We start from the raw sequence: 24,054 nt of genomic DNA, 5'->3' as shown, positions 1-24,054 counted from the left end.
GGTGATCCGACGGACTTTCCGCGAGACGGTGGGTCGGCGTCGCCCCCGCCCACTCCCGGAGGCCGGGCCGGGCCCCGGCCGCGGCTCACTCCGAGTCGGCCGGGTCGGCCGGCGCGGAGGTGTCCTTGAGACCGAGCTTCGCCTCCGCCGTGGTCCAGTCGGTGGCGATCGCCTGCTGGGCGGCCGCCAGGGTGACCTGGCCCTTGCAGACCGCGGTGTGCAGGTGCGTTTCCACCGAGTCCTTGGGGTTGTTCGGGCCCTTGCCCGGCACGTGGCCCGGGGAGGGCGGCTCGACCCAGAGGTTGCGCGGGTCGTTGGGGTCGCCGCCGAGCTGGAGGCTGATCAGGTGGTCGTACTCCGCGTCGCCCATCGGGCCGGTGTACCCGTAGGACTTGGCGTTCTCCGCCTTCTCCTTGTTGGTCACGTTGACCGGCGGACGGATCGTCGAGGTGTAGCCGCCGGGGCGGCAGATGGTGTCCTTGATGTTCTCCTGGGTGACCGCCGGGCTGAGCGCGCCGGGGGTGCAGGCCGGGTCCGGCAGCGGCTGCCCGTCGGGGGTGTGGCGCACGTGGCAGCTCCCCGGGGCGGGCTGCGCCGCCGCCGTGTAACTCGGCTCCGGGCCGGCGCCCATGGGGATCATCGGGTGCCCGCCGGCCGGCGGGGCGGCGTCCGCCGCCTTGTGCCCGCCGGGTCCGCACGCGGTCAGCACCGCGAGCGCCAGCAGGGTCGCGGCCGCTCCCAGGGCGGTTCGGCTCGCCACCGGACCTCGTTGCATCGAACTGTCCTTCCGTCGTACTGACGCACCGACAGCTGCGCCGTCCGGGATTCTCCCAGTTCGGCGGCGGCCGCCGCCGGTCCGCCGCGCGCGGGGTCGGTGGGGCTGTCGCACCGTCACCTCAGGCACCGTCAAGGCTCCACCGTGCCGCACTCGATACGATCATCACATGACCACGGACGCACGACTCGCCCAGGCCGGCATCCACTACGAGCACTCCGTCTTCGGCGGCCACACCGCCGCCATCGCGCCCGCGCTGCGCGAGCTCGACGGGGTCGAGGCGGACCTCGCGCTGGCCCGTGGACGCCTGCTGCACGCCCGGTTCCTCACCGACCGGGTGGAGAACCTCCAGGAGCTGGAGCTGTTCGAGCGGGCCGCCGAGCTGTACGAGGTGCTCGGCGACACCCGCGGCAAGGCCGAGGCGGTGTTCTGGGTCGGCGCCTTCCACCACGTGGTCCGGGGCGACGCGGCCGCCGCGGAGCCCGTCTTCGAGCGCGCCCTGGAGCTGGCCACCGAGGCCGGCGACCGGCTCACCATGTCCTACGCGCTGCGCCACCTCGGCATCGCCGACCAGCAGGCCGACCGGTTCGAAGCCGCCCGCGCCCGCCTGGAGGAGTCCACCCGGCTGCGCCGCGAGCTCGGCTTCCTGCCGGGCGTGGCCGCCAACCTGATCGGCCTGGCCTACCTCGCCGACCAGCAGGGCCGGCCCGAGGACGCGGCCCCCCTGCTCGCGGAGGCGGACGAGCTCGCCGGGAGCAGCGGCGCGGACGGCGTGCTCGGCTGGGTGGCCGAGGCCCGGGCGGACCTTTCCCTGCCGTCGTGAACACCGCCAGGACGCTCGACCTCTGGCGCCAGGAGCTGGGCACCGTACCGGAGTCGGTGTGGGACCTGACCGACCTCGAAGTCCTCGTCCTCGCCGACAACGGGCTCACCGCGCTCTCCCCGCGGATCGCCGGCCTCCGGCACCTGCACACCCTCGACCTCGGCCACAACGCGCTGACCGAGGTCCCGGCCCGGCTTCCCGACCTGAGCCGCTACCTGTACCTGCACGACAACCGGCTCACCGAACTCCCGGACTCCCTCGGCGAGTTGTCCCGCCTGCGCTACCTCAACGCCGGCGAGAACCCGCTCCGGGCCCTCCCCGCCGGCCTCGGCGGCCTCGCCGCCCTGGTGGAACTGCGCTGCCAGCACGCCGAACTGACCGAGCTGCCCGCCTCCCTGGGCGCCCTGTCCGAGCTGCGCGAACTCTGGCTGCGCGGCAACTCCCTGCACTGCCTTCCCGGTTCGACGGCCGAGCTGGCCAACCTCCGGCACCTCGACCTGCGCGAGAACGCCTTCCCGCAGATCCCGGCCCCCTTGGCGGCCCTCCCCCTGCTGCGCCACCTCGACCTGCGCGCCAACCGGATCACCACGCTGCCATCCTGGCTCGCCGACCTCCCCGCGCTGGAGAAGCTCGACCTCCGCTGGAACCCGCTCACCCCCGACCCCGACCCCGCCTTGCTGGCCGGCCTCGCGGAGCGCGGCTGCATCGTGCTCACCTGACCGCGCGGCGAGGTCCGCTCAGAGCGGCGCCATCACCAACTCCCCGATCGGCGCCAGCCCCACCTGCTCCGCCAACCACGGCGCACGTTCGGCCTCGCGGTGGGCCACGTGCACGAAGACCGTGTGGTCCGGCGCGGGTTCCCGCAGGTCCAGGTCGCGCAGGTTCAGACACACCGTCACGTACGAACCCCTGCTGCCGCCCCGGCCGAGGCCGATCGCGGGCGCGTCGAGCCAACCGGCGAAGTCCCACCGCAGGGTCGCCGGCGCTCCGCCCACCGCGGCGAGCAGTGGCCCGGCCAGCTCCGGCGGCATCCCCCAGGCCTGGACCCGCACGGCGGCCTCCCCGCCCCCACCCGTCGCGGGCCAGCGGTCGATGTTCGGGACCAGCTCGACCAGTGGCGCCAGCGCCTCGGCGCCCGGCACCCGGGCGTCGAAGTCCACCTCCAACTCCCCGGTGTCGGCGTGCTCCAACAGTCGGGCGACGGTTGCCAGCGCCTCGGCGAGATCGGCGGTCCGCAGGATCGGCCGCGCGTACGAGTTCGACATGACGAGGAGTCTGACATCCGCACCTCACGGACCCCACCGAGAATCCGCCGGGCAGCCGGTCGGCGAATCGCCCGCGCCGGGCCGCCCCGGTGGACTAGCCTGCCCGCACATCGCGTTCGGCGATGCTCCGCATGGGGAGGGAACTCATGAAGTCCGTTGCCACACCTGGCCGTTGGTTAACCGCACTGGTCACCGCGGGAGCACTCGCGGCACTCGCCGCACCGGTCGCGCAAGCCGCCCGGACACCCCAGGCATCCCAGACACCCCAGGCACCCCAGACCGCCGCGAAGCCCGGCTCCCCCGGGCTGGTCCAGCTGGGCAGCAGCTCGATGCCGCCCAGCGGGCCGCTGCTCGGCCCGGACGGCAGGCGCGCCTACGCCGTCGCCCAGGACGCCGACGGCCACACCCGGCTCCGGACCGTGAGCACCGCCCACGACCGGGTGATCGCCACGCTCGACCTCGGCCTGACCGAGTGGACCCGGGACCGCCCGGCGCTCAGCGCCGACGGCAGCCGGCTCTACGTGGTCAACGGCGAGACCCTGTCGGTGATCGACACCACCAAGCACAAGCCCAGCGTGGTGAGTTCGCTGGTCCTGCCGGACGAGCCGCGCCCGACCGGCTGGGGCCCGGGCGTGGCGGGCACCGTCGCGGTCAACGGCTCCCTGGTCTACCTCGCGCAGGACGGCCCCGCCCCCGGCACCTCGGCGCCGACCGCGGGCCGCGTCTGGGTGTACGACACCGCGCGGCAGGCCGTCATCGGCAGCGTCCAACTCCCGGGCGGCCAGCTGCTGTCGATCGCGGTCCGCCCGGACGGCCGCAGCGCCTACGTCTCCACCGAGGTCGGCATCGTGCACCTGGACACCAGCACCGCGGTGCCCACCGTGGCCGGCACCGTCCCGGGCAGCGCCGGCATGGACGGCCTGGCCCTCAGCCCGGACGGCACCGCGCTCTACGCCGTCAACGACGTCGCCGACGGCACCGGCCTGCGCGTCGACCCGGGCACCGACACGGTCACCGCCCGGCTCACCCTGACCGACGGCTACTCCCAGCTCGCCGCCCCCGTGGTCTCCGCCGACGGCACCCGGCTCTACGTGCCCGACGCCTACCCGGCCGGGCACCCGGCGGTGCTCGCCTTCGACACCGCCACCGGCGCCGCACTCCCGTCGCAGGACGTCACCGGCTTCGCCCTGACCGACTTCGGCGGCCTGGCCCTCGCCCCGAACTCCCGGACCCTGTACGCCACCGGCCAGGACCGCGGCGGCAGCGCGCTGCAGATCCTCGCCTACTGAGCCCTACTGAGGCCTACTGAACCTGCTCCACGGTCACCGCCGAGCTCAACAGCCTGATGTCGTGCTCGGTCCAGCAGTCCGAGATCTCGATGCCGACCTCGCTGCCGCACCCGGCGCACAGCAGGTTCGGTCCGTTGATCCCGTCCCGCCGGCAGCACCCGTAGAGCCGGGACGAGTCCGTGTGCGGCCGCAGCCCAACGCCGTCCAGCGGGTTGATCACCCAGGTGGCGGCCGCACCGGCACGCGTGCACGAATCCGGGTCGACGGCGGTGGCCCCGGCCACCACCGTCGACGGGCCGTAGGTGTAGTGCTCCCGGCCCGACACCCGTGGCAGGGGCTCCAGTTCACGGCGCTCCACCGGCTTCGACAGGCGGGCGCCGCACCGCCGGCAGGCGAACTCGATCAGCACGTCCGCCCCCACGCCTGCGACGGGTACTCAGTCGAGGCAGAACTCATTGCCCTCGACGTCCTGCATCAGCAGGCACGACTCGTTCTCCTCGTCGGCGGTCAGCAGGAGCAGCCGGGTCCCGCCGAGCGCGACCAGCCGGGCGCACTCGGCCTCCAGCACGGCGACGCGCTCGTCACCGACGAGTCCGGTGCCGGCCCGCACATCGAGGTGCACCCGGTTCTTGACGACCTTGCCCTCGGGGACGCGCTGGAAGTAGAGCCGCGGACCCACCTTCTCGGGGTCACTGGCCACGAACCAGGTATCCCGCTTCTCGGCCGGGAGCGAACTGTCGTATTCGTCCCAGGACGCGAAACCCTCCGGCGGCGCGGCTGCGACGTACCCCAACACCTCGCACCAGAAAAGACCGACGCGCCGAGGCGACGCGCAGTCGAACGTGACCTGGACCTGCTTAACCGATGCCATCGCGCCACCATAGCAGGGGGGTTCAACCCATTAATCCCGGCCGGAAATACGCATTTTCATGCGCATTTTGAGAGAAGGTCAGCGATCCACCCGGCACAGCCGCCGCCCCCGCGCGCGGCGCCAGGCCGGCAGCGCGGCCGCCAGGGCCGCCTCGGCCTCCGGGCGCTGGGCCGCGTACAGCACGCCGTACCCGAAGGTGTCCGCGCCGGCCGCCCGGGCCCGGGCCGCGAGTTCGGGGAGCAGGGCCTGGGCCACCACCGCGTCCTGGTAGCGGCCCAGGGCGTCCTGGACGGCGTGCAGCCGGGTCGCCAGGCGGGTCGCGCCCGCCAGCTCCGCCGCGTAGCGCGCCCGCTTCGCCGCCTTGCGGGCCCCGTGCAGCGCCTCGTCGCGCCCGGCTCCGGGCGGCAGGGCCAGCGCGGTGCGCAACCGGCGCCCGGTGCGCCGCCGTTCGCCGCGCACCAGGCGCTCCAGCTCCCGCTTGCCGCGCCCCGCCCGCGCGCGCAGCGGCGGCGCCGCGGCGATCCGTTCGAGCTCCGCGAGCAGCGCGAAGTACCGCTCACCGTCCAGGACTTCACGCACCGTCAGAAAGGCCTGCGCATACCGCTCCCGGAACACCAGGCGCAGCGCGTCCGACACCCCGTCAGCCGTGCCCGGCCGCTCGGCCGCGCCGGCCAGCAGCCGTTCCCCCGTCGTCTCCGCGTCCCGCGCCTCGCCCAGGACCCTCCCCAGCCAGCGCAGTTCACCCGCCAGCTCGGCCACCCGCCGCCGCCCGCGCAGCAGCGGACGCCCCGCGGTCAGCGCGCTGCGCAGCCGTCGCGCGCACACCCGCATCCGGTGCACCGAGTCCGCCTCGTCCCGCCGCACCGCACCGTCCAGTGCCAGCAACTCGGCGCTCTGGTCCCGCAGGTAGCCCGCCAGCGCCGCGCCAGCGGTGCCCTGCTCGACCGCCCGCCCGCCACCACGCCCTGACACAGGAACAGGCGCAGGCACGGGCACCCCGGCCGGCGCGGCGGTCAGGCCGTCGGCGCGCAGCCGCGCGTCCAGTTCGTGGAGCAGCCCCCGCCGCCCCGCCACCAGCCGGACCTCGGTCCGGTCCCACCCCGCGAGCCGCGCCGCCCGGTCGCCCAGCCGCTGCGCCAGTGACTCGGTGCGGTCCAGCTCGGCCAGGGTGTGCCGCTCCCGGTCGAGCAGCAGCGAGCGGGTGCGGCGACTGCTGATCCGCAGCGCCGGTCGCAGCGGGCGCCCCGCGGTGTAGGCGCGGAGCCGGTCGTCCAACTCGGCGAGTGCGGCGGCCCGGTGCTCGGTCCCGTCGGGCAGCGTCGCCAGCCAGCACTCCGGCGCCCCGGCCGGGCCCGCCGACCGCTCCAGCAGCACGCCGTGCGCGATCAGCCGCAGGTCGGCGGTGTCCCAGCAGACCCGCACCGACCGCGCCGGCTCCCCCGCCCCGGCGGGGACCACCGCCGCGACGTGCGGCAGCCCGCGCGGACGCACGGGCCTGCTCGGCAGCCCCTGGTACGCCAGCGCCCGGGTCCGGGCGGGTTCGGCGGCCATGTTCCCAAGCTTCCCGCGTCGCCCCGACCACTGCACCCCACCCGCCGCCCGCACCCCGTTCACCTGGCATGATGCGCGGGCAACCGCACGGAACGGGGTCCATCACCATGTCGGCAGCCGCGCCACGCCGCCCACGCACCAAGTCCGGGCCCAAGGACGGATCCAAGGCCGGGTCCGGACCGGGTCGGCACGGCAGACCGCACGCCCAGCCGCCCCGGCGCAGCCCCGCCCTGGCGGCGATCTGCCTGGTGGGGGCGGCGCTGATGTTCTGCGGGTGCGCCGCCGTCGGCTGGTGGGCCGGCGGCAACGTGGCCTACGCGAGCCGCCTGGCCGGCACGCCCGGCACCTTCACCGTGCGCACCTGCGTGTCCAGCGGCCAGGGCCGCAACGAGAGCTACAGCTGTGTGGGCTCCTTCCGCGCCGACGACGGCCGGGTGCTGCGCACCGGCCCGCTGGGCAACGGCGAGCACGACCCCGGTGACCGCATCCCGGTACAGGTCAGCGGTAGCGACCTGCACTCGGTGGGCGTCGCGCCGGCCGCCGGCTGGTGCTTCGTGCTGGCCTTCGCGCTCGGCGTGCTGACCTCGGCCGTCCAGGTCCTGGTGGTCGGTGTCGAGGCGGCGTCGCCCGCGCTGGCCGTCCGCCTGCGCCGGTCCCACTGGCGCCCGCGGATCCGCTCGGCCGTCTCGCTGCTCGGCAAGGGCGCCGGCGGCGCGGCCGGCGCGGCGGCCGTGGTCTTCGTGGTGGGGAAGATCGTCTCCTGAGCGCCCCGACCCAGGACTCCCCGGGCCGGGGCGCTCAGGAGCACCGGACGGGCTGACCGGTCGTCAGCCGTCAGTCGTCAGCCGTCGGCCAGCGCCTGCAGCCGGTCCGGTGCGCCGTTGAAGTAGTCCTGGTCACCGGGGAAGGTGCCGGAGTCGGCGTACTGCCAGAAGGTCTGGTAGGACCAGCCGTTCGGCAGGGTGCCCGGCGAGGTGTTGTAGCGGGCGATCCAGAGCGGGTTGGTGGCGCCGAAGCCGCCGTAGTTGCCGGTGCAGGTGCTCCACCAGTCGGTGGTGGTGTAGATGGTGGGGTAACGGCCGGTCAGGCTGTCCACCGTGTTGCTGAAGCTCGCGATCCAGCTGACCATCGCGCTCTGGCTCAGGCCGTAGCAGGTGGCGCCGTAGGGGTTGTACTCGATGTCCAGGGCCGGCGGCAGGGTCTTGCCGTCGGCGGACCAGCCGCCGCCGTGGTTGACGAAGTAGGTGGCCTGGGTGGCGCCGCTGGAGGCGTTCGGCAGCGCGAAGTGGTAGGCGCCGCGGATCAGCCCGTAGTCGTAGGAGCCGTTGTACTGCTGGGCGAAGTACGGGTTGGTGTAGCCGGTGCCCTCGGTGGCCTTGACGTAGGCGAAGGAGCCGCCGTTCGCGGCGACCGTGGCCCAGTCGACGTTGCCCTGGTAGCTGGAGACGTCCAGGCCGGAGGTCTGGGTGACCAGCGGGCTGATGCCGCCGGACGGGCCGCGGCCCTCGTGGGCGACGACCGTGGAGCCGGCGAAGTCGCGGTCGGGGTGGCTGGGCACGAAGCCGTGCGCGGCGTCGGCCGCCTGGGCGGGGACGGCGGCGGTGGCCGCGAGCAGGAGGGCACAGACGGTGCCGACGCCGAGGGCGCCGAGGCGGGAGAGCCTGGTGGTGCGGGCCGTGCGGTGAGACATGGTCGCTCCTTGTGGCCTGGCAGGGATGAGTACCACATGTGCGATGTGCGAGGGGTGCACCCATGCGCTCGATGCATACCAATGATTGGCATGACCGCGCTCGGCGAGCGTAGCGGCGAACCCGCTTGCGCCGCTAGGGAACTGAAGCCCACTCAGTCGCCGGACTCCCACCAGGACCCGCGTAGACCAGCCCGGTCCACTCCCCGTTCACCGGTGCGCTACGCGCGTTGACGGGAGGTCGGACAACACCCCCGTCCGGCCCGCCCCGCCGGAGCCGACGCCGCGTCAGCGCAGCCTGCGGGCCACCTCGCCGAGCGCCTCCGCGACCGCCGCGAGCTGCTCGCGGTCCAGCACGTCGATCAGCGTCTCGCGCACCGCCGCCACGTGGCCGGGCGCCGCCGCCCGCAGCGCCGCCATGCCCTGGTCCGTCAGGTACGCGAAGACCCCGCGCACGTCGCTCGAACAGGACCGCCGCCCGACCAGCCCCGACTTCTCCAGCTGGGCGACCTGGTAGGTGAGCCCGCTCTTGGAGGTGACCAGCCGGTCGGCCAGGTCGGTCATCCGCAGCGAGTGGCCGGGGGCGGCGGACAGGTGCACCAGGATCTCGTACTGGGTGTGCGAGAGGCCGGCGTCGTCCTTGAGCTGCTGCTCCAGGCGGCGGGCCACCAGGCTGCTCGCCGCGAGGAAGCCGCGCCAGGCCGCCATCTCCTGCTCGTCCAGCCACCGGGGTTCTGCCATGCGGAACATCCTATCGTGGTTGTTCAAATTTGAAGCGCGGTGTACGGTCGCGCCATTACCTTTCAAATTTGAACCATGTCCGCCCCGAACCGGCTCGGAGCGCGTCCACCGGAGGCCACCTTGACGCACCTCAGCAGCATCCCGCGGCAGCAGCCCGCCCCGGCCCGGGTCCGCACCCGGGTCACCGTGCCGCTGCGCTTCGGCGACGGCTACGCGGTGGACGCCGACTTCCTCACCTTCCACGACCTCGCCGACGGCGCCGAGCACCTCGCCCTGGCCCTCGGCGATCCGGCCGCCACCGCCACGCCACTGGTCCGGCTGCACTCCGAGTGTCTGACCGGCGACGTCTTCGGCTCGGCCCGCTGCGACTGCGGCCCGCAGCTGCGCGAGGCGGTCGAGCGGATCGCCGGGCACGGCGGCTACCTGCTCTACCTGCGCCAGGAGGGCCGCGGCATCGGCCTCTACAACAAGCTGGACGCCTACGCCCTCCAGGACACCGGCCTGGACACCTACGCGGCCAACGCGGCACTCGGCCTGCCCGAGGACGCCCGCGACTACACCGCCGCCGCGCAGATGCTGCACGCGCTCGGCGCCGACCGGATCGACCTGCTCAGCAACAACCCGGACAAGGCCGCCCAGCTCGCCGCCCACGGCATCACGGTCGCCGGGCGCACCCCGACCGGCGTGCACGCCTCCCCCAGCAACCTGCGCTACCTGCACGCGAAGGTGAACGGCTCGGCCGTCGCGCCGGCCCACGACCTGCTGCGCGGCCGACTGGCCTGAGCCCGCACCGCCGCGCTCCGCCGCCCCCACCCCCGCCGCCACCTGCGCGGATCCGGACGCTACCCTCCCAGGACCCACAGGCACGGCGGTTCGGGGGACGATCATGGGACGGCAGGACTCGGGCGACTACGGCGCGCTCAGCTACACGGCGATTGGCACGCTCGCCGTCGGCCTCGGCGGCGCGGGCCTGTGGTACCTCGGCCGGGAGACCCTGCTCCAGGCGGGCCTGACCGGCACCCGCGGCACCCTCGCGGTGCAGCGGTGCGTCCGCCACCAGGAGCCCCGGACCGTCGACAACGTCTGCACCGGCCCGGTCAGCACGGCGCAGCAGCGCTGGACCACCGACCTGCACGGCCTGCCCGCGGCCTACCCGGTGGGCCGGACGATCGGCGTGGTCTGCGACGGCCACGACTGCCGGCAGCCGGACACCAGCGCCGCGGCCGGCTGCGTGATGGGCCTGTGCGTGCTCCTGCTGGTCTTCGCGGCCGGTCTGCGCGGCCTGCTGCTGGGCGCCCGCGCGGTGTTCGGCGCCGACTTCCTCCGGGTGGCCGAACCCCGGCGCGCCAAGCGGGTGGCGAACGGGTTCCTGGCGTTCTGGCTCGCCGTCATCGCGGTCTTCGCCCTGGCCACCGTGACGCTCTTCGCCGCCATGCCCTGACCGCCGCGGGCCACGGCGCGGGTGGTTGTTCAAATTCGAACCGCGAGGTACTGTCGTTCCATCGAGGTTCAAATTTGAACCACTCTGCCCGTCCCCGCCGGCTAGGAGAACCCGACATGCCCGTCCGCCGCCTGAACCACGCGGTGCTGTACATCCGCGACGTGGCGACCTCCGTCGCCTTCTACACCGAGGTGCTCGGCTTCAAGGTCGACGCCGAGATCCCCGGCCGGGCCGCGTTCCTCAGCGCGAGCGAGACCCTCAACGACCACGACCTCGGCCTGTTCGCCATCGGCGCCGACGCCCCCGGCCCGCAGCCCGGCCGGGTCGGGCTCTACCACCTCGCCTGGGAGGTCGGCACCCTCGGCGAGCTGGCCGAGACCGGCCGGGTGCTGAGCGAGCACGGCGCCCTGGTCGGCGCCTCCGACCACGGCGTCTCCAAGTCCTTCTACGCCAAGGACCCGGACGGCAACGAGTTCGAGGTGATGTGGCGGGTGCCGCGCGAGGACTGGCCGACGGCCGAGCTCGCCGGACCGCGCCAGCTCGACCTCCAGGGCGCCATCGAGCGCTGGGGCGCCGACCTCGCCACCGGCGCGGCGGCCGGCTCCGCGACCTGAACCGACCGCCCACCCGCACTCGTCGAAGCGCTCAGCCCGGCGCCGGCCCCCGCTGGCAGCGCGGGCACCAGAACACCACCCGGTCCTGCGGCGGCTCGCCCTGGCTCCCGGTGCGGATCGGCGTGCCGCAGCGCCGGCAGGGCTGGCGGGCGCGGCCGTACACGTAGTGGTCGCGGCCGCGCCGCGGGTCGCCGGTGGTCGGGTGGCCGGGGCGCAGCCGGTTGGCGTGCAGCAGGTACTGGGCCTTGGCCAGCAGCCGCTCTGGCGCGGGCAGCGAGCCGAACGGCGCCCACGGGGTCACGCCGGCCATGAAGGCGAGCTCGTTGGCGTACACGTTGCCGAGGCCGGCCAGGTTGCGCTGGTCGAGCAGTGCGGCGGCCACCGGGCGACCGGGCTCGGCGGCCAGCCGGCGCAGCGCCTCCTCGACCGACCAGTCCGGCCCGAGCAGGTCCGGGCCGAGGTGGCCGACCGCCTCGGCCTCCCGCGCGGTGGGCAGCAGTTGCACCACGGGGAGCCGGTAGCCGACGGCGGTCTGCTCGGCGGTGCCGAGCACCACCCGGATCTCGTGCGCGGGCCCGCCGGTCCAGCGCGTGCCGGCCGGGTGGAGCAGCCAGCGGCCGTCCATCCGCAGGTGGGTGTGCAGGGTCCGGCCGTCGTCCAGCCTGGTCAGCAGGTGCTTGCCGCGCGGGCGCACCTCCAGCACCTGGCGGCCCGTCAGCCGGACGGTGGCGAGCCCGGGCACCCTCAGGTCGGCGGCGGTCAGCACCCGCCCTGCCAGGGCGCGGTGCAACTGGTCGGCGATGCGGAAGACGGTGTCACCCTCGGGCATGTCACAAGCATGCACCCCGCCCCCGCTTCCCTAGGCTCGACCGGAGATCCAGCCCACCCTCCACCTGCCTCCAGGAGACGACCGATGGCGATCGCGACCGTGAACCCGGCGACCGGACAGACCCTGCGGACCTTCGAGCCGTACTCGCCCGCCGCCGTGGAGCAGCGGCTGGCCCGCGCCGTGCAGACCTTCGAGCAGTACCGGCTGACCGACTTCGGGCGCCGGACCCAGCTGATGCACCGGGCGGCCGAGTTGCTGGACGCCGACCAGGAGACCATCGCCAAGCTGATGACCACCGAGATGGGCAAGCCGATCACGGCGGCCCGGGCCGAGGCGGCCAAGTGCGCCAAGGCGATGCGCTGGTACGCGGACCGGGCTCCCGCGCTGCTGGCCGACGAGCACCCCTCGCCGGAGGACGTGACCGACGCCGGCGCGGCCCGGGCGCTGGTCCGGTACCGCCCGATGGGCCCGGTGCTGGCGGTGATGCCGTGGAACTTCCCGCTCTGGCAGGTCGTCAGGTTCGCGGCGCCGGCCCTGATGGCGGGCAACGTGGGCCTGCTCAAGCACGCGTCCAACGTGCCGCAGACCGCGCTCTACCTGGAGGACCTGTTCCGCGGCGCGGGCTTCCCGGACGGCTGCTTCCAGACCCTGCTGATCGACTCCCGGGCGGTGGCCGACGTGCTGCGCGACCCCCGGGTGGTCGCGGCGACGCTGACCGGCAGCGAGGGCGCCGGGCGCTCGGTGGCCGCGGTGGCCGGGGACGAGGTCAAGAAGACGGTGCTGGAGCTCGGCGGCAGCGACCCGTTCGTGGTGCTGCCCTCGGCCGACGTCGCGGCGGCGGCCCGCACGGCCGTCACCGCCCGGGTGCAGAACAACGGGCAGTCCTGCATCGCGGCCAAGCGGTTCATCGTGCACGGGGCGGTGTACGAGGAGTTCCGGGCGGCCTTCGTGGCGGGGATGCGGGCGCTGCGGGTCGGCGACCCGATGCGGGAGGACACCCAGGTGGGTCCGCTGGCCACCGCGCAGGGCCGCGAGGAGCTGGGCGAACTGGTCGCGGACGCGCTGGCGCTCGGGGCCGCCGTCGAGTGCGAGGTGGAGGTCCCGCAGAGCGCCGGCGAGGGCTGGTACTACCCGCCGACGGTGCTCAGCGGGATCACCGACCGGATGCGGATCCACCACGAGGAGGCCTTCGGCCCGGTCGCCACGCTCTACCGGGCCGAGGACCTGGACCACGCGGTGGAACTGGCCAACGACACGCCGTTCGGCCTGAGCTCCAACGTGTGGACCACCGACGACGCCGAGCAGGAGCGCTTCGTGCGCGACATCCAGGCCGGCGGGGTGTTCTTCAACGGGATGACCGCCTCGCACCCGGCGCTGCCGTTCGGCGGGGTCCGCCGCTCGGGCTACGGGCGCGAGCTGTCCGGGCACGGTATTCGGGAGTTCTGCAACATCACCACGGTGTGGATCGCCTGACCGGTCCGACGGACCGTCAGTCCTCGCCCAGCACGGCGTACCACTCGACGTCGTTGTGCTCGAAGTCGGTGTCCTCCTCCAGGGCGTGGCGTTGCGGCTGCTCCGGGTGCTGGCCCGGCTCACCCGCAGTGCTGATCTCACGCTCCATGTCGGCCTCCTCGGCTCGGGACCGCGGAGATCCCGGTGATCTCCGTGATCTTGGAGCGAGCGGTACCCGGGTCGTTGGTGGCCAAACCGCGCCGCGCCCTGGTTCGCCCGGACGGTGGATGAGTACGCTCGGGGTGTGACCGAGGAACACCCCGAGCGGGGCGAGGCGCCGGACGGCACGCCGCCGGACCGCACGCCGCCGGACCGCACGCCGCCGACCGGGCCCGAGCCGGGCGGCGGCGAGAGCGCGTGCCTGCTGCCGCTGGTCTGCGAGGAGTGCGGCGCGCTCGCCGAGGCCCGGCCGCCGGTGGTCTGTTGGCGCTGCGGCGCGCAGGTGGACCGGGCCTGACCCGGCGGCCCGGTGCCGAGGCCCTGCGCCGTGGCCCGCCGCCTGGGGTCCGACCCGGCGTCAGGCCGGGTCGCGCGGACCGAGCAGCGAGAACCGGCCGCCCTGCGGATCGCGCAGGTCCACCCACCTGCCGTAGGGGCTGTCCCGCACCTCGCCCAGCACGTCGGCGCCCAGCCGCTCGGCCAGCGCCGCCGAGGCGTCCGCGTCGGCCACCGAGAAGTAGACGTTCCAACTCGGCCGGGCCTCCGGGTCGGTGGCGTTGACCAGGGCCGCGACGCCGTGCCCGTGGGAGCGCAGCACCACCCGGTCGTGCTCCCAGCGCACGTCGAACTCGCCCGGCTCCCGGTTGTCCCAGCCGAACACCTCGCCGTAGAACAGCGCCGAGTCGAACGCGTCCTTGGTGCGCAGCTCGATCCAGGCCGGTGCGCCGGGCATCTCGTTGAGCACCACGCCCGCGCGGGCGTCGCCCTCCCAGAAGCCGAACGGCGCGCCCGACCGGTCCGAGGCGATCGCGATCCGGCCCGCGTCGAAGCCGAGCGGGCCGATCGCCACCGTGCCGCCGCGGGCCCGGATCCGCTCGGCCAGCGCGTCGGCGTCCTCGGTGCCGAAGAAGGTGGTCCAGGCGACCGGCAGCTGGAGGTCCGAGGAGCCGCTGATCCCGGCGACGGAGGTGCCGCCGACCAGCGCGCGGACGTAGGGGCCCCAGCGGTCCGGGCCCCGGCTGAAGGTCCAACCGAGCAGCTCGCCGTAGAACGCCGTGGCGCCGTCCAGGTCTCCGGCCGTCAGGCTCACCCAGCTGGGGGCGGCCGGCACGCACCGCACCACCGCTCCGCGTTCCAACCCGGCCGTCGCTGGCTCGGTCATCGCACCCGCCTCCCTGCCCGCCGGGTCACCGGTCGGGCCCGAGCTGGTCCGACCGTACCCGGCCGGGCCCCGGCTCGCACGGACCCGCCGTCGGGGCGTCGCGCCCCGGACCGGGCGGCCGGCGGCCGGGACTGAGCGCGCGTCAGCCGGCGGCCAGGCGCGCCCGGCGGGCGGCGGCGGCCCGGCCGAGGGCGGGCCAGAGCGGGCGGAGCAGCTCGGCCGCGCCCGCCCCGGGCGGGCGGCCGGGCAGCAGCAGGGCCGAGGTCTCCGGCTCCAGTTCCCGGTTGCGGCGCACCGTCGGGTGCTCGGCGTCGGCCGAGTCGAGCACGCTCTGCAGGAACAGCAGGTTGGCGGCGACCAGCCACTCGTCGCTCGCCCCGGCCGGGCCCGGTCCACCGCGCTCGGCGGCCAGCGCCCACGGGTCGGGGGCCAGGTGGCGCACCGCGCCGACGCCGGTGAACTCGGCCGCCGCCCGGCACATCGCGCACGGCTGCTGGGTGCTCCACAGGGTCAGCCGGCCGAGGTCGCAGCCGGTGCGGACCTGGGCCAGCGCGTTCAGCTCGGCGTGCGCGAGCGGGGTGCCCTGCAACGGGTCGGGGCCGCCCGGGCCGTCGTAGGCGCGGTTGCGGCCCTCGGCGCGGACCTGGCCCGCCCCGTCCACCAGCACCGCGCCGACGGCCAGCCCGCCGCCGGCCAGCGACTGGTGCGCGAGCTCCAGGCAGCGGCGCACCGCCGCCGGCGCGCCGGCCCAGGCCTCGTCGAACCCCGCCCCCTCGGACCCCGCCCCGTCGAAGCCCACTCTGTCGAACTCCGCCCCGTCCATCTGCTTCCCCCCCGTCCGCCCGGGCGGACCGATCCTACGGGCGGGTCATCCGCAGCACGTCCAGCGCCTCGTCGAGCTGCTGCTCGGTCAGCTGACCGCGCGCCACGTACCCGCGCTCCAGCACCACCTGACGGATCGTCTTGGACTCGGCCAGCGACTGCTTGGCCACCTTGGCGGCCTCCTCGTAGCCGATGTACCGGTTGAGCGGGGTCACCACCGAGGGCGAGGACTCGGCGTACTCGCGGGCCCGCTCGACGTTGGCCGTGATGCCGTCGACGGTGCGGTCGGCGAGCAGCCGGGCGGCGGAGCCGAGCAGCTGGATCGACTCCAGCAGGTTGCGGGCGATCACCGGCAGCATCACGTTCAGCTCGAAGCTGCCGCTGGCGCCGGCCATCGCCACCGTCGCGTCGTTGCCGACCACCTGGGCGGCGACCATGGCCACCACCTCGGGGATCACCGGGTTGACCTTGCCCGGCATGATCGAGGAGCCGGGCTGCAGGTCGGGCAGGTTGATCTCGCCCAGGCCGGTGCGCGGGCCGGAGGACATCCAGCGCAGGTCGTTGACGATCTTGGTGAGGCCGACCGCGATGGTGCGCAGCTGGCCGCTCAGCTCGACCAGGCCGTCCCGGGCGCCCTGGGCCTCGAAGTGGTCCCGGGCCTCGGTGAGCGGCAGGCCGGTGACCTCGGCCAGCTCGGCGATCACGGCGGCGGAGAAGCCGGGCGGGGTGTTGATGCCGGTGCCGACCGCGGTGCCGCCCAGCGGCAGCTCGGCCACCCGGGGCAGGGTGGCGCGCAGCCGCTCCTGGCCGTAGCGCACCTGCGCGGCGTAGCCGCCGAACTCCTGGCCCAGGGTGACCGGGGTGGCGTCCATCAGGTGGGTGCGGCCGGCCTTCACCACGGCGGCGAACTCCTCCGCCTTGCCGGTCAGCGCCGCCTCCAGGTGGGCCAGGGCGGGCAGCAGCTCGCCGGTGACGGCGGCGGTGGCGGCGATGTGGATCGAGGACGGGAAGACGTCGTTGGACGACTGGCTGGCGTTCACCTGGTCGTTCGGGTGCACCGGGCGGCCCAGGCGCTCGCCGGCCAGGGTGGCGATCACCTCGTTGGTGTTCATGTTGGAGGAGGTGCCGGAGCCGGTCTGGAAGACGTCCACCGGGAACTCGGCGTCCCAGCGGCCCTCGGCCACCTCCTCGGCGGCCTCGCGGATCGCCCCGGCCACGGCCGGGTCGAGGATCCCGAGGCGCTGGTTGACCTCGGCCGCGGCGCCCTTGATCCGGGCCAGCGCCGCGATGTGCGCGCGGCCCAGCCGCAGGCCGGAGACCGGGAAGTTCTCCACCGCGCGCTGGGTCTGGGCCTGCCACTTGGCCTCGGCGGGCACGCGCACCTCGCCCATCGAGTCGTGCTCGGTGCGGTACTGCTGCGAACTCATTGACTCCACCTCCACCTGACCACAGCTACCCCGTGCCGCACGGTATTTCCCGCTGCTGCGCCGTGTGGGTGACGCCACATCAGGTGCACAGCCTCAGTCGCAGCTCCATCAGCCGCTCCGCCTCAGGCGCGGCGCGGGGCGCCCCGGTAGGTGCCGAAGTACCAGTGGTTGCCCTCCGGGTCGCGGACGGCGAAGTCGCGGGAGCCGTAGTCGGTCTCGTACAGCTCCGTGGTGATCTCCGCGCCGGCCGCCTTGGCCCGGTCGTGCAGCTCGTCGGGGCGGTCGGTGACCACGTAGGCGCTGAAGTGGCCGGGCTCGGACAGGCCCCGCCCGTCGTCGCCCTCCCGGGCCGAGCCCAGCATCACGCCGCCGCCCTCGGGCCAGTCCAGCTCGGCGTGGTGGACGAGGTCGCCCTCGCCGTAGACCACGTTCTGCTCGAAGCCGAACGCCTCGACCAGGAAGCGGATCAGCGCCCGCGCGTCGCGGGCCCGGAACGTGGGCCACACCTGCGGTGCGCGCTCCTGCACGGCGTGGGTCTCTTCGGTGCTCATCAGGGGCCTCCCTGCTCGGTTCCTCCTCGGTGGCTCCAGCCTGCCCCGACCGGCTCCGCCGGGCTTGGACGTTTCGGAACAGGGCGCGCCGCCCGGTCGGGCGGCTCCTCCCTCAGGTAGCGGGTCGGCGGGCACCCCGCCAGCGCGTTGAACTCCCGGGCCAGGTGCGCCTGGTCGAAGTAGCCGCAGTCCGCCGCCAGGTCGGCCAGGGTGGCGGCGGCCGGTGTGCCGAGCAGCCGGCGGGCCCGGTCGAACCGGATCACCCGGGCGGCCGCCTTCGGGGTCAGGCCGATCTCGGTGTTGAAGCGGGCGGCCAGGTGGCGGGTGCTCCAGCCGACCTCGGCGGCCAGGCTCGCCGCCGTGCCCAGGCCGCGGCCGGCCAGCAGCAGCCGCCAGGCCCGGACCACCTCGGGCGGCGGCGCCGCGGCCTCGGCGGCCCGCTGGAGCAGCCAGCGGTCCACCGCGCGGAACCGGCCCGGCCAGTCGGCGGCGGCGCACAGCCGCTCCTGCCCCTCGGTGGCCCACCGGCCGAGCACCTCCTCGGCCGAGTAGTCACCACTGGCCAGCTCCCCGGCGGGCAGCCCGAACAGGGCGCGGGCGCCGAGCGGGCTGACGGCGATCTGCACACCGGACTGGCTGCCCTGATGGGTGATCAGCGCGGGCGAGGTGTGCAGGCCGCCGAGCAGGGTCCGGTACTCGCCGGGCGGCTGCGCCGGGTCGGGGTGCGCGGCCAGCACGAGAGGCTCGTCGAGCGTGAGGATCAGGGTCAGGTAGGGCGAGGGCAGGCCCCGGTGGATGGTCGGACCGAGGCCTGCCTGCCGGTAGCCGGAGTACCACGCGACGTACGGGCGCAGCGCGGCCGCCGGCCTGGTCCGGACCGACTCGTCGATCGGGGTGCTCGCGCTGCTCACCCCTCCATTGTGGGGCGGCGGGCCGCCGCGCTCAGCGGAGCAGCTGATCGAGGAACGGGTTGCTGAAGACGTGGTTCGGGTCGAGGCGGTTGAGGGTGGCGACGGCCTGGTCCCAGCCGGGGCCGCCGCCGGCCCGCAGGCTGTCGGGGATGACCCGGCCGAGCATGTCGGGATCGGCCCAGGTGGCATCCGCGGTGTAGGCCCAGCCCTTGGACCACTCGACCCGCACGGCGGCCCGGGTGCCGTCGAAGGTGGCGACCAGGAACTGCTCCAGGTCGCGGCCGAACTGGTGCAGGCCGGGGGTGCCGGGCAGGGTGAGCACGTCGAACCAGACGGCGGTGTCCCACTCCGGGTGGTCGGCCCGCGGCCGGATCGCGGAGAGCAGCGGGGGCTGGGCGCCGGGCACCCCGCAGGTGGCCGGGTCCTCCAGGCCGGTGACCCGGATCTCCACCGCGCCGTTGACCGGGAACTGCCCGCGCGCCTGGTACTGCCCGAGCAGCTGCTGGTACTCGGTGGTGACCTGGTTGACCACCCACTGCACGTCGGACCGCCGGCAGAGCACCGCGTACCCGTTGGCGGTGACCCGCAGGGTGGTGGGCCGCACGTACTGCAGCAGGGCCCGGGACGGCCCCCAGAGGTCGGAGTGCAGACCGTCGGCCAGCAGGTGGGTGACCACGTCCAGGGTGAGCAGGTCGCGCAGCAGGGTGCCGGAGAGCAGCACGTCGGTGAGGTCACCGGTGAGGCCGAGCTCGGTGATCAGCAGCTGGAGCTGGCCGAAGGTCGGGGCCAGGCCCCAGGATCCGCTGATCAGCTCGCCGACCAGCTGGGCCACCGGGGTCGGGATGTTGTCGGAGAAGGGGTAGTTGTAGGGCTGGTCGACGGGGCGGGAGCCGAACGGCTGGCTCGGGCTGACGCTCCAGGTCTTCAGCCAGGGGCGGTCGGTGAAGGCGTACCAGATCGCCTCGACCCGGCCGGTCTGCTCCACGAATCCGGCCAGGGTGCGGGCGCCCGGGGTGCCGGGCGCGGCGAACAGCTCGCTGACCGGGATGTCCACCCGGCTCTGGCAGCGCAGGTTCTGGTCCGGCCCGGCGCGCAGCACCGCCTCGACCACGAAGGCCCGGCCGAGGTGGACCAGCAGGGCCGCGCAGTCCGGGTCGGACCGCTGCAGGGTGCGCAGCACGTACGCCCCGGCGGTGGCGTCCCAGACCACGGCGGTGAGCTCGGTGACCAGGTTGCTGACCGAGCCGTAGCCGTGGCCGGCGGCCGGGGTCTCGCCGGCGGCGGGCACGGCGGTGCCGTGGCCGCCGATCGCCAGCACGCCGCCGAGCGTGAGGTCGCCCGGGGCCGGGCAGTGGGTCAGGCCCAGGCCCTGCCCCTGCAGCTGGGCGAGCAGCTGCTCCATGTCGGCGCCGGCCTGGGCGCGCACGGCGGGCGCCGCGGCGGTGCCGGCCGGGGAGATCGCGGTGAGGTGGCTGGTGGTGTCGAGCAGCAGCACGGTGCTGCCGGCCGGGGTGCCGTCGGCCACGGTGAGCGGGGCCCAGGTGTGCCGGTGGCCCTGGGCGCGCAGCTGCCAGCCCTGGGCGTGCGCCCAGTTGGCCAGGGTGAGCACGTCGGTCGGGGTCTGCGGGGCGCAGGTCCAGAGCTGGTCGGCGTGGATCTCGCCGGCCCAGTTCTCGAAGACCTGCCGGTAGACCTCGATGCCGCCGGGGAAGGCGGGCGGGGCGGGCAGCGCCGGCACGCCGTCCGCCCGGGCCTGGTCGGGCGTGACCACCCCGCGCAGCAGCCAGGCCGCACCGCCGAGCGCGGCGCCGCCGGCCAGCAGTCGACGGCGTGTCAGTCCGGCCCCCGACGTGGTGTTCTCGTGCATGACCCCTCCCTGGCAGCTCTGTTGTGCTGATGATGTCGAAGATAGGGAGGGTGCGTGCGACACACCCGGGACTCCGGTGCAGTTCATTAGTTCGAGTGAACCCACGGCGTTCGGGGAACTTCCCGGGGCGCCCGTGACGGACGGTGCGTCAGCTGATGGGACGTCAGTCCACCGGCCAGGAGTCCTGTTCGACCAGCCGCAGCACCAGCGCCGCGATGTTCCAGGCGTCGTCCTCGCCGCGGTGGTGCCGCCCCTGGAGCGGCAGGCCGGCCACCTCCAGCGCCCGGGCCATCCCGGGCCGGCGGCGCAGCCCGTACGCCTCGGTGAAGCGGGCCTTGGCGTTGGTGTGCCGCTCGCCGAACGGGTAGCCCACCCCGCTGCGTTCGCACTGCCCGGCGAACTGCAGCCGGTCGTAGTCGCCCCAGCTGGCCCACGGCCGCTCCCGGCCGCCGTGCTCCGCCACCAGCAGCCGGCAGGCCTCGGCGAAGCTCACGCCCCCGGCCACCTCGTCCCCGGTCAGCCCGGTCAGCTCGGTGCAGAACGGGCTCACCTCGGAGCGCTCCGGGCGGACCAGGATCCGGTGCCTCCCGATCCGCCGGCGCTGCGTCAGGTCGACCACGGTCAGCCCGATCTCGATGATCTCGTTGACCGACCCGGGCGGCACCGGCCCGTCCCAGCAGGTCGCCTCGACGTCGATCACGTTCAGCAGTCCAGTCATGGGACGGATCATCAGACCACGGGCGCCGCGGCTCAAGCCGTTTTAGCCGGGCACGACGGGCGCCGCCGGCAGCGCGATCTCGAAGCAGCAGCCACCGGCCACGTTGCGCACCGTCGCCCGGCCGGCGTGCGCCTCCACGATCCCGCGCACGATCGCCAGTCCGAGCCCCGCCCCACCGGTGCCCTCGCGCGGGGTGCGGGCGCTGCCGCCCCGCCACCCGGTCTCGAACACCCGGGGCAGGTCGGCCTCGGGGATGCCGCCGCAGCCGTCGGTCACCGAGAGCACCACCTCGGCCGCCTCCCAGCGCGCCGCCACCTCGACCACGCCGTCCGCGGGGGTCGCCCGGATCGCGTTCACCAGCAGGTTGCCCAGCACCCGGGTGATCTCCCGGCCGTCCACCTCCACCGGCGCCTGCTCCACCCGCTCGCCCTGCAGCCGGACCCCGCGCTCGCGGGCCAGCGGGTGGGCGCCGGCCAGGGCGTCGCCCACCAGGTCGTAGACCGAGACCCGGGCCGGACGCAGGCCGAGCGCGCCGGCCTGGATCCGGGAGAGCTCGAACAGGTCGTCCACCATGCCGGCCAGCCGGTCCACCTCGGTGCCGATCCGGGCGTGGTAGCGCGCCGGGTCCTCGGCCACCCCGTCCTCCAGCGCCTCGGCCATCGCCCGCAGGCCGGCCAGCGGGGTGCGCAGGTCGTGCGAGATCCAGGCGACCAACTCCCGCCGGGAGGACTCCAACGCCCGCTCGCGCTCCCGGGACTCGGCCAGCCGGGCGCTGGTGGCGGCCAGCTCGGCGCTCAGTTCGGCCAGTTCGGCGCCGAGCGGACCGGTCGGCGCGGCGAACCCGGCCGCGCTGCCGACGGTGCGCGCGGCCAACGCCAGCGCCCGGCTGCCGGCCACCACCTGGCGGCCGAGCAGCGCGGCGGTGCCGATCGAGAACACGGCGGCCACGCAGGTCACCGTGATCACCACGCCGAGGTCGTGGTGCGAGAGGAACATCGCCTGGGCCACCGCCAGGGTCCCGGCCGTCATCGCGAGCACGCTGGCCACGGCGACGGCGAACAGCGAGAGCACCAGCGAGCGGCGGCGCAGCAGCCGCACGGCGGGCCAGCCGAGCAGCGTGACGGTGCCGGCACCGAGCGCGGCGATCAGCGCGATCAGCAGCGGGGCGGTCACCGCGCCACCTCGCCGGCCGGGTCGAACCGGTAGCCGACGCCCCAGACGGTGCGGATCAGCCGCGGGGCGGCCGGGTCGTCCTCGACCTTCTCGCGCAGTCGGCGCACGTGCACCGTGACGGTGGCGAGGTCGCCGAAGTCCCAGCCCCAGACCCGGCTCATCAGCTCCTCCCGGCCGAAGGCGGTGCCCGGGTGGCCGACGAAGAAGGCGAGCAGGTCGAACTCGCGCTGGGTCAGGGCCAGCTCGCGCCCGCTGCGGAAGGCGCGGCGGGCCTGCTGGTCGAGCTCCAGGTCACCGGCGGTGAGCGGTTCGGGCGCGCCGGCCGCGGGCACCGCGGTGCGCCGGCGCAGCACGGCGCCCACCCGCAGCACCAGCTCGCGCGGGCTGAACGGCTTGGTCACGTAGTCGTCCGCGCCCAGCTCCAGGCCGGCGATCCGCTCGGCCTCCTCGCCCTTCGCGGTGAGCATCAGCACGGCGGTGGCGGAGCCGGCCGCGCGCAGCCGGCGGCAGACCTCCAGCCCGTCGACCTCGGGCAGCATCAGGTCGAGCACCACCAGGTCGGGCCGGAAGGCCGCCGCCCGGGCGAGCGCGGCCCGCCCGTCGGCGGCCCGGTCCACGACGTACCCGGCGCGCACCAGGTAGCCGGTCACCACTTCGGCGACGGTGGGGTCGTCGTCCACCACGAGGACGCGCGGGGGCGCGGGGGCCGGGGGCACGGGGGCTGGGGCTGTCACGGCTCCGAGGATAGGAGGCCTTCCGGCGGCCCGGGAGCGGCGGCCGGACCGCCGTTGGCCTTTCGTAAGGATTGGAGCCCGGCCCGCGCCCCTCCCCCGGCGGCCGATCCCGCCGCGCGGCGGCCCGCCCGCTGGGCCACGGTGGAGGGGACAGCCACTGCCAGCCGAACCCCGCCACGGAGGTCGCCATGTCCGAACACACCTACCGGGTGACCGAGATCGTCGGCTCCTCCCACGAGGGCACCGACGCCGCCATCCGCAACGCCCTCTCCCGCGCCTCGCAGACCCTGCGCAACATCGACTGGTTCGAGGTGACCCAGGTGCGCGGCCACGTCGGCGACGGCGAGATCAAGCACTACCAGGTGACGGTGAAGGTCGGCTTCCGCCTGGAGGACCCGTCCGCCTGAGCCACCGGCCCGAACCGCCCGGCCCCGCCCGCGACGGGCGGGGCCGGGCGCGTTCCGGTCAGCCCGGGTAGCGGTGCGCCACCAGCGCGCGCGCCGTGCGGGCCGCCTGCTCGAAGGGCTCCAGTTCGCCCGCGGCCCGGCAGAGCACGTGCGCGCCCTGCAGCAGGGTGATCAGCGTCCCCGCCAGGTCGGCGGCGTCGGCCGCGGCCAGGCCGGTGGCGGTGAACCGTTCGGCGAGCTGGTCGGTCCAGGCCTCGAAGGCGCCCGCGGCGATCCGGCGCAGCCGCGCGTCGTCGCCGTCGGTGCCCGTCCCCACGGTGACGGCGGCAACCGCGCACCCGCTCCCGTGCGCGGATTCGGCGACCACGGGCCGGACCAGCTCGACGAAGGCGTCCAGCACGCCGGTCGGGCTGTCGGCGGGCAGCGCGGCCAGCCGCTCGCGCACCGCCCGCCCGTTGCACTCGGCCGCCTCGGCGACCAACTCGGCCTTGCCGCCGGGGAAGTGATGGTAGATCGCGCCGCGGGCGGCGCCGCTCTCGCGGAGCACGTCGGTGAAGGACATCCCCGCCACGCCGCGGTGCCGGAGCGCGTTGACGGTGGCCTCGATCATGCGCTCGCGGGTGTCGCGCGCCACGGTCGCCTCCGGGAGTGTGTGGGCCCACTTGACTAGGACGGCCATCCTACTCGAAGCTGGACTAGCTAGGACGTACGTACTAGCCAACAGG

The 24,054-nt window shown here is 74.9% G+C and carries 29 protein-coding genes; 10 read left to right on the top strand and 19 right to left on the bottom strand.

The annotated features are described in order from the left end of the window. Window positions 1-85 precede the first annotated feature (85 nt). Entirely contained in the window at window positions 86-760 is a 675-nt protein-coding gene (locus FHX73_RS26355) for a hypothetical protein (protein ID WP_246213727.1), read from the bottom strand. A gap of 184 nt (window positions 761-944) precedes the next feature. On the opposite strand from FHX73_RS26355, the gene FHX73_RS26350 reads away from it, so the two are divergent. Both FHX73_RS26350 and FHX73_RS26345 read left to right on the top strand, forming a co-directional pair. Continuing rightward, window positions 945-1,598: a tetratricopeptide repeat protein gene (locus FHX73_RS26350; RefSeq protein WP_145907725.1), complete on the top strand. Its 654-nt coding sequence runs from the start codon at window positions 945-947 to the stop codon at window positions 1,596-1,598. Then, on the top strand, window positions 1,595-2,317 hold the full coding sequence (locus tag FHX73_RS26345) for a leucine-rich repeat domain-containing protein (RefSeq protein ID WP_145907722.1): 723 nt from the start codon (window positions 1,595-1,597) through the stop codon (window positions 2,315-2,317). Before FHX73_RS26350 ends, FHX73_RS26345 begins: the two co-directional genes overlap by 4 nt. Before the next feature lie 18 nt (window positions 2,318-2,335). Here FHX73_RS26345 and FHX73_RS26340 read toward each other — a convergent pair whose 3' ends face one another. Next, on the bottom strand, window positions 2,336-2,863 hold the full coding sequence (locus FHX73_RS26340) for a hypothetical protein (RefSeq protein WP_145907718.1): 528 nt from the start codon (window positions 2,861-2,863) through the stop codon (window positions 2,336-2,338). Between the two features lie 329 nt (window positions 2,864-3,192). Between FHX73_RS26340 and FHX73_RS26335 the strand changes: the two genes are divergently transcribed. Further along, window positions 3,193-4,152, top strand: coding sequence for a YncE family protein (locus tag FHX73_RS26335; protein ID WP_145907715.1), 960 nt, complete (start codon window positions 3,193-3,195; stop codon window positions 4,150-4,152). A gap of 13 nt (window positions 4,153-4,165) precedes the next feature. On the opposite strand, the gene FHX73_RS26330 is transcribed toward FHX73_RS26335, so the two are convergent. The 3 genes from FHX73_RS26330 to FHX73_RS26320 all read right to left on the bottom strand — a co-directional run bounded on the left by FHX73_RS26330 (window position 4,166) and on the right by FHX73_RS26320 (window position 6,574). Continuing rightward, on the bottom strand, window positions 4,166-4,561 hold the full coding sequence (locus tag FHX73_RS26330) for a hypothetical protein (RefSeq protein WP_145907712.1): 396 nt from the start codon (window positions 4,559-4,561) through the stop codon (window positions 4,166-4,168). Window positions 4,562-4,588: 27 nt separating this feature from the next. Then, a complete protein-coding gene (locus FHX73_RS26325) occupies window positions 4,589-5,023 on the bottom strand; it encodes a VOC family protein (protein WP_145907709.1) in 435 nt (144 codons plus the stop codon). Window positions 5,024-5,101: 78 nt separating this feature from the next. Then, complete coding sequence (locus FHX73_RS26320) at window positions 5,102-6,574, bottom strand: CYTH and CHAD domain-containing protein (protein ID WP_145907706.1); 1,473 nt, start codon at window positions 6,572-6,574, stop codon at window positions 5,102-5,104. Between the two features lie 107 nt (window positions 6,575-6,681). Between FHX73_RS26320 and FHX73_RS26315 the strand changes: the two genes are divergently transcribed. Beyond that, a complete protein-coding gene (locus FHX73_RS26315; RefSeq protein WP_145907705.1) occupies window positions 6,682-7,338 on the top strand; it encodes a hypothetical protein in 657 nt (218 codons plus the stop codon). Window positions 7,339-7,415: 77 nt separating this feature from the next. Here FHX73_RS26315 and FHX73_RS26310 read toward each other — a convergent pair whose 3' ends face one another. Next, window positions 7,416-8,264, bottom strand: coding sequence for a lysozyme (locus FHX73_RS26310; protein WP_145907702.1), 849 nt, complete (start codon window positions 8,262-8,264; stop codon window positions 7,416-7,418). A 285-nt stretch (window positions 8,265-8,549) separates the two neighbouring features. Continuing rightward, complete coding sequence (locus FHX73_RS26305) at window positions 8,550-9,002, bottom strand: MarR family winged helix-turn-helix transcriptional regulator (RefSeq protein WP_145907699.1); 453 nt, start codon at window positions 9,000-9,002, stop codon at window positions 8,550-8,552. Between the two features lie 120 nt (window positions 9,003-9,122). Here FHX73_RS26305 and FHX73_RS26300 point away from each other — a divergent pair, with 120 nt between their 5' ends. From FHX73_RS26300 to FHX73_RS26290, 3 genes are all read left to right on the top strand, one after another. Continuing rightward, window positions 9,123-9,785, top strand: coding sequence for a GTP cyclohydrolase II (locus FHX73_RS26300; protein WP_246213726.1), 663 nt, complete (start codon window positions 9,123-9,125; stop codon window positions 9,783-9,785). Window positions 9,786-9,888: 103 nt separating this feature from the next. Further along, entirely contained in the window at window positions 9,889-10,443 is a 555-nt protein-coding gene (locus FHX73_RS26295; protein ID WP_145907693.1) for a hypothetical protein, read from the top strand. Window positions 10,444-10,559: 116 nt separating this feature from the next. Further along, window positions 10,560-11,057 (top strand): VOC family protein, encoded by a 498-nt coding sequence (locus FHX73_RS26290; RefSeq protein WP_145907690.1) that lies wholly within the window; start codon window positions 10,560-10,562, stop codon window positions 11,055-11,057. A 31-nt stretch (window positions 11,058-11,088) separates the two neighbouring features. On the opposite strand, the gene FHX73_RS26285 is transcribed toward FHX73_RS26290, so the two are convergent. Next, window positions 11,089-11,886: a DNA-formamidopyrimidine glycosylase family protein gene (locus FHX73_RS26285; protein ID WP_145907687.1), complete on the bottom strand. Its 798-nt coding sequence runs from the start codon at window positions 11,884-11,886 to the stop codon at window positions 11,089-11,091. A gap of 84 nt (window positions 11,887-11,970) precedes the next feature. On the opposite strand from FHX73_RS26285, the gene FHX73_RS26280 reads away from it, so the two are divergent. Next, window positions 11,971-13,359 (top strand): NADP-dependent succinic semialdehyde dehydrogenase, encoded by a 1,389-nt coding sequence (locus FHX73_RS26280; protein WP_145907684.1) that lies wholly within the window; start codon window positions 11,971-11,973, stop codon window positions 13,357-13,359. A 16-nt stretch (window positions 13,360-13,375) separates the two neighbouring features. Here the strand turns inward: FHX73_RS26280 and FHX73_RS47310 are convergent, their stop codons facing one another. Further along, a complete protein-coding gene (locus FHX73_RS47310; RefSeq protein WP_281292704.1) occupies window positions 13,376-13,507 on the bottom strand; it encodes a hypothetical protein in 132 nt (43 codons plus the stop codon). A 135-nt stretch (window positions 13,508-13,642) separates the two neighbouring features. Here FHX73_RS47310 and FHX73_RS26275 point away from each other — a divergent pair, with 135 nt between their 5' ends. Then, window positions 13,643-13,855: a hypothetical protein gene (locus FHX73_RS26275; protein ID WP_145907681.1), complete on the top strand. Its 213-nt coding sequence runs from the start codon at window positions 13,643-13,645 to the stop codon at window positions 13,853-13,855. A gap of 60 nt (window positions 13,856-13,915) precedes the next feature. On the opposite strand, the gene FHX73_RS26270 is transcribed toward FHX73_RS26275, so the two are convergent. From FHX73_RS26270 to FHX73_RS26230, 9 genes are all read right to left on the bottom strand, one after another. After that, entirely contained in the window at window positions 13,916-14,719 is an 804-nt protein-coding gene (locus FHX73_RS26270) for a VOC family protein (protein ID WP_145907678.1), read from the bottom strand. 142 nt (window positions 14,720-14,861) lie between these two features. Beyond that, window positions 14,862-15,542, bottom strand: coding sequence for a nucleoside deaminase (locus FHX73_RS26265; protein ID WP_145907675.1), 681 nt, complete (start codon window positions 15,540-15,542; stop codon window positions 14,862-14,864). 34 nt (window positions 15,543-15,576) lie between these two features. Continuing rightward, window positions 15,577-16,968 (bottom strand): class II fumarate hydratase, encoded by a 1,392-nt coding sequence (locus tag FHX73_RS26260; RefSeq protein WP_145907672.1) that lies wholly within the window; start codon window positions 16,966-16,968, stop codon window positions 15,577-15,579. Between the two features lie 122 nt (window positions 16,969-17,090). Next, window positions 17,091-17,519, bottom strand: a complete 429-nt coding sequence (locus FHX73_RS26255; RefSeq protein ID WP_145907670.1) for a VOC family protein — start codon at window positions 17,517-17,519, stop codon at window positions 17,091-17,093. Next, window positions 17,519-18,430 (bottom strand): helix-turn-helix domain-containing protein, encoded by a 912-nt coding sequence (locus FHX73_RS26250; protein ID WP_246213725.1) that lies wholly within the window; start codon window positions 18,428-18,430, stop codon window positions 17,519-17,521. The genes FHX73_RS26255 and FHX73_RS26250 overlap by 1 nt, the downstream gene beginning before the upstream one ends. A gap of 31 nt (window positions 18,431-18,461) precedes the next feature. Beyond that, window positions 18,462-20,297 carry a cholesterol oxidase substrate-binding domain-containing protein gene (locus tag FHX73_RS26245; RefSeq protein WP_145907667.1) on the bottom strand — a complete coding sequence of 612 codons (1,836 nt, stop codon included), beginning with the start codon at window positions 20,295-20,297 and terminating at the stop codon, window positions 18,462-18,464. A 163-nt stretch (window positions 20,298-20,460) separates the two neighbouring features. After that, window positions 20,461-21,015: a 3'-5' exonuclease gene (locus tag FHX73_RS26240; protein WP_246213724.1), complete on the bottom strand. Its 555-nt coding sequence runs from the start codon at window positions 21,013-21,015 to the stop codon at window positions 20,461-20,463. Window positions 21,016-21,057: 42 nt separating this feature from the next. Then, window positions 21,058-22,188, bottom strand: a complete 1,131-nt coding sequence (locus FHX73_RS26235) for a sensor histidine kinase (protein WP_145907660.1) — start codon at window positions 22,186-22,188, stop codon at window positions 21,058-21,060. After that, window positions 22,185-22,922 carry a response regulator transcription factor gene (locus FHX73_RS26230; protein WP_246213723.1) on the bottom strand — a complete coding sequence of 246 codons (738 nt, stop codon included), beginning with the start codon at window positions 22,920-22,922 and terminating at the stop codon, window positions 22,185-22,187. The genes FHX73_RS26235 and FHX73_RS26230 overlap by 4 nt, the downstream gene beginning before the upstream one ends. Window positions 22,923-23,110: 188 nt before the next feature. Here FHX73_RS26230 and FHX73_RS26225 point away from each other — a divergent pair, with 188 nt between their 5' ends. Then, a complete protein-coding gene (locus tag FHX73_RS26225) occupies window positions 23,111-23,329 on the top strand; it encodes a dodecin (RefSeq protein WP_145907655.1) in 219 nt (72 codons plus the stop codon). Between the two features lie 58 nt (window positions 23,330-23,387). On the opposite strand, the gene FHX73_RS26220 is transcribed toward FHX73_RS26225, so the two are convergent. Next, on the bottom strand, window positions 23,388-23,963 hold the full coding sequence (locus tag FHX73_RS26220) for a TetR/AcrR family transcriptional regulator (RefSeq protein ID WP_170305029.1): 576 nt from the start codon (window positions 23,961-23,963) through the stop codon (window positions 23,388-23,390). Between the last annotated feature and the right edge of the window lie 91 nt (window positions 23,964-24,054).

Source organism: Kitasatospora viridis (genome assembly GCF_007829815.1).
Classification (GTDB): Bacteria; Actinomycetota; Actinomycetes; order Streptomycetales; family Streptomycetaceae; genus Kitasatospora; species Kitasatospora viridis.
The sequence above is the reverse complement of the archived record's forward strand: the minus strand, read 5'-3'. Positions and strand labels throughout refer to the sequence as shown.